The sequence below is a fragment of the Paenibacillus ihuae genome (genome assembly GCF_001368795.1).
Lineage (GTDB): Bacteria > Bacillota > Bacilli > Paenibacillales > Paenibacillaceae > Paenibacillus_AQ > Paenibacillus_AQ ihuae.
This window is the reverse complement of sequence record NZ_LN831198.1, coordinates 4,052,155-4,054,794: the sequence shown is the minus strand read 5'-3', so window position 1 is coordinate 4,054,794 and position 2,640 is coordinate 4,052,155. Positions and strand designations below refer to the sequence as shown.

At 52.9% G+C, this 2,640-nt stretch carries 3 protein-coding genes and 1 pseudogene; 3 read left to right on the top strand and 1 reads right to left on the bottom strand.

The features are described 5' to 3' along the window. Both AQR02_RS34575 and thiI read left to right on the top strand, forming a co-directional pair. Positions 1–142 (top strand): annotated as a pseudogene (locus AQR02_RS34575) (cysteine desulfurase NifS); the annotation flags it as partial. Then, on the top strand, positions 142–1,428 hold the full coding sequence (thiI, locus tag AQR02_RS18740) for a tRNA uracil 4-sulfurtransferase ThiI (protein WP_054941772.1): 1,287 nt from the start codon (positions 142–144) through the stop codon (positions 1,426–1,428). The pseudogene AQR02_RS34575 and the gene thiI, both read left to right, overlap by 1 nt. A 7-nt stretch (positions 1,429–1,435) precedes the next feature. Here the strand turns inward: thiI and AQR02_RS18735 are convergent, their stop codons facing one another. Continuing rightward, positions 1,436–2,137 carry a TerC family protein gene (locus AQR02_RS18735; protein WP_054941771.1) on the bottom strand — a complete coding sequence of 234 codons (702 nt, stop codon included), beginning with the start codon at positions 2,135–2,137 and terminating at the stop codon, positions 1,436–1,438. A gap of 202 nt (positions 2,138–2,339) precedes the next feature. Between AQR02_RS18735 and AQR02_RS18730 the strand changes: the two genes are divergently transcribed. After that, positions 2,340–2,640 (top strand): TerC family protein (locus AQR02_RS18730; RefSeq protein WP_425339989.1); only part of this gene is annotated, 301 nt, incomplete at its 3' end.

Genomic DNA, 2,640 nt, shown 5'->3' with positions numbered 1-2,640 from the left:
GGGCAGAAATGCAGCTGAAGCACTCGGCGGGGTCCGTATCAGCTTAGGTGACAGCCATACGGAGGCGGATGTGGCTGCTCTGGAGCAGGCGCTGCTGACAGCTGTACAAACTTTGAAGATTGTTCAGAGGGGCACGAAATGATGAGAGATCGGGAGACTGCAGCCGCAACAAGCGGCGGAAGCAGTATAGAATATGCCGATATGCTGCTGTTGCGGTTCGGGGAGTTTATTTTAAAGGGGAAAAACCGTACCCGTTTTGAAAAGACGGTGCTGCGGCATGTGAAGGAGATGGTTAAACCCTATCCGAAGGCAGTGCTGAGCAAAGAATTCGGGCGGATTTATGTGACGCTGAACGGTGAACCGGCCCGCGAGCTTGCGGAGGCGCTGAAGAATGTTTTTGGCATCGCTTCGATAAGCCCGGTCAAGGTATCACGCTCTGAGTTTGAGGATATTCTGGCAGTCAGCCGGACATTTCTTGAAATTATTGCCCCGGCACAGGGAACTACGTTCAAGGTAAGTGCGCGGCGCGTGTGGAAGGACTTCCCGCATGGCTCGATTGAGATGAACAAGCTGATCGCCACACCGCTGCTTCAGGGATACCCGGGGCTGCTGGTGGATGTGAAGTCGCCGGAGCTTGAGCTGAAGCTTGAAATCCGCGAGGGGCATACTTTTATCTTCTGTGAGCAAATTGCCGGTGTCGGAGGGTTTCCTTTGGGGACTAACGGGAAGGCGATGCTTCTTCTCTCCGGCGGCATAGACAGTCCGGTAGCAGGGTGGTCATCGATGCGCCGCGGGCTGGAAGTAGAATGCGTCCACTTCTACAGCTATCCTTACACAAGTGAGCTAGCCCGGCAGAAGGTGGTGGATCTTGCGCGTATACTGTCGCGTTACGCGGGCGTAATCAAGCTGCACCTGGTTCCGTTTACAGAGGTGCAGACCTCTTTTACCGGGATTGGCCAGGATAATCTGATTATTACGCTGATGCGCCGGGCGATGCTGAGAATTACTACACAGCTGGCTGAGCGTGAGGGTGCTCTAGCGGTGGTCACCGGGGACAGCCTCGGGCAGGTTGCCAGCCAGACTTTGTCCAGCATGAACGCCATCGGCCGTGCTACTGTGCTTCCGCTGCTTCGTCCGCTGGTCATGATGGACAAGAGCGAAATCGTGGAGCTTTCCAAAACCATCGGTACTTATAATCTGTCGATTCTGCCTTATGAGGACTGCTGCACACTGTTTGTCCCGAAATCACCTACAACCAATCCCAATCTGCGGATCGTGGAAAAGATTGAAGCTACATTGCCGGGATATTCAGCACGGCTGGATGCAGCGGTTGCAGGTACGGAGACCCTCTCCATTACGCCTTACGGTGATGAGAAGCCCAGCGATGTGGTTACGGTTCAAGCCGGGCTGCAGGAGGAGTGGTTCTAACCAAGCTTCAGCCTGAAGTCCCGCTATGGGGAATCTTCTTATGATCAAGGTGCCGCTTCCAGTGTCCGGCAGCCAGAATGCCCGCAATGACCAGAACGATGAAGAGAACATGGAGCACCGGATGCTGGCCGAAAAAAGGCTCGAGCTTCTTTTCCCCGGTAATCATGGTCGAGGCGGTATAGCCTAACACAGCGGAACCGATATAGATGATCCAGGGATATCTGTTAATCAGCTTAATAAAAAGGGTGCTGCCCCAGACTACGATCGGTACACTGATCAGCAGTCCCACAATAACAAGTGTGATGTTGTGATTGGCAGCTCCTGCAATCGCAATGACGTTGTCGAGACCCATGGCTGCATCGGCCACAATAATCGTCCGCACGGCAGCCCACAGGGTTCCTCCGGCCTGAATGTCACCTGCTTCTTCATTGTTCTCGCCGGTTAGCAGCTTGTAGGCAATCAGAATCAGCAGCAGTCCGCCGAACAGCAGAAGCCAGGGTACTTTCAGCAGCCAGACTACCAGGATAGTGGCAATGATCCGCAGGATAATGGCTCCGCCAGTGCCAAGCAGAATGGCTTTTTTCTGGGTGTCTCCGCGCAGATTGCGGGCGGCAAGTCCGATCACAATAGCATTGTCTCCCGCCAGAATCAGATCAAGAAAAATAATGTTCAGCAGCGGCAATATAAAATCCGTTAAGGTTGTGTTCAAGCCAAGGTCACTCCTAATGTTTGTTTGTCTACACCTTAGAACCCATAGAGAGATTGCGTTGTTCGAAATTGCCACGGTATAGTTTTGTATACGCTAAAATGGCCCCTGACATTCATCCTCCCGCAAAAAAAACGGACAGGAAGCATAGCTTGCCTGCTGTGGACATACATGTAATACATGTAGCCCGGGGAGGTAATAACAAATGGATTCCGTAGTGCTGCTTGGTGAAATACTGATGATCAATCTTGTGCTGAGCGGGGATAACGCAATGGTCATAGCAATGGCCAGCAAAAATCTGCCGGAGAAACACCGTAAAACGGCGGTATGGTGGGGGGCGGCTGGGGCTGTGGCACTGAGGTGCCTATTGACCTTCGTAGCAGTACTGCTGCTTAAAATCCCATACATCCAAGCCGGCGGGGGAATTCTGCTGTTGTGGATTGCGTTCAAGCTGCTGCTGGAGGAAGAGGATGAAATTAATGTCCGGGAGGAAGGCTCCAGCGTGT